Source organism: Clostridium sp. CTA-19, from assembly GCF_054767855.1.
Window position 1 is genome coordinate 1 of sequence record NZ_BAAABH010000087.1, and the last position, 748, is coordinate 748.

The window sequence follows — 748 nt, forward strand, 5'->3', positions numbered from 1 at the left end:
TTAAGTAGGTTTCCCCATTCGGAAATCTCTGGATCACAGGCTATTTGCGCCTACCCAAAGCTTATCGCAGCTTATCACGTCCTTCTTCGGCTCCTAGTGCCAAGGCATTCACCCTGCGCCCTTTGTAGCTTGACCTATCAATTTCTTATAAACTTCGTATTACGTCGTCAACTTCCTTCGTTTCGATACTCACTTACGTAAGTAAGCTCTGTTTCTCACTCAGTCGTTTCCTAGTACTACTCGTTTCTAAGAATTAATTCTTTGTCATTTATACAAAAATTCGCATAAAATAATTTCTATTTTAAGGTTTTTATTGTCTTGACGAAATTGTTATATCTTTATTTAAAGGTTTAACAATGTCTTTTTATCACTGTGCAATTTTCAAAGAACAACAAATAATATATTAAACTTAATTAATATATTGGTGGGTCTAAATGGACTCGAACCATCGACCTCACGCTTATCAGGCGTGCGCTCTAACCAGCTGAGCTATAGACCCATATATGGTGGAGATAAAGAGATTCGAACTCTTGACCCCCTGCGTGCAAGGCAGGTGCTCTCCCAACTGAGCTATACCCCCATATAAGGACTTTGGTCCTTCAAAATTAAACAGATAACATAGTACCAGATGTCACAAAGTGTTACCTTTGTGCCGACTCCCTAGAAAGGAGGTGATCCAGCCGCAGGTTCTCCTACGGCTACCTTGTTACGACTTCACCCCAATCACCAATCCCACCTTCGGCCGCTG

2 tRNA genes and 2 rRNA genes are annotated in these 748 nt (G+C 41.2%); all 4 read right to left on the reverse strand.

The window, feature by feature from the left end:
- A 23S ribosomal RNA gene (locus ACYUE0_RS17705) occupies window positions 1-135 on the reverse strand; the annotation flags it as partial.
- Between the two features lie 287 nt (window positions 136-422).
- Window positions 423-499: transfer RNA gene (locus ACYUE0_RS17710), tRNA-Ile, on the reverse strand.
- Between the two features lie 5 nt (window positions 500-504).
- Window positions 505-580, reverse strand: a tRNA-Ala gene (locus tag ACYUE0_RS17715).
- 84 nt (window positions 581-664) lie between these two features.
- A 16S ribosomal RNA gene (locus ACYUE0_RS17720) occupies window positions 665-748 on the reverse strand; the annotation flags it as partial.